General features: G+C 42.3%; 1 protein-coding gene. It reads left to right on the forward strand.

All coding sequences use genetic code 11. The features are described from left to right. Window positions 1–260, forward strand: a 260-nt coding sequence (locus ACPYOJ_RS35740; protein WP_481420442.1) for a hypothetical protein, incomplete at both ends; no start/stop codon positions are given.

Genomic DNA, 260 nt, shown 5'->3' on the forward strand with positions numbered 1-260 from the left:
TCCTTATTCTTATCGTATAAGTGTTGTTCTCCCGGGGTATGCCTATCGTTTCCAGGATCCCGATTTCAGACGCTATGCAGAAACCGTTCTCAGACAGGAAATTCCGGCTCATGTTTTAGCAAAAATTTGCTGGGTGGGAGACCGTCTGACAGAAACGCAGACCGCTAAAAGTGATCTGTCTGAATTTGAGGTTGCTCTTAAACAATTCCTTTCAGATAAATCGAAAAATAATACGGCGAATTTGGGAAACAGTATAAAGG

This window comes from Rhizobium sp. SVR5-9E (assembly GCF_056755095.1).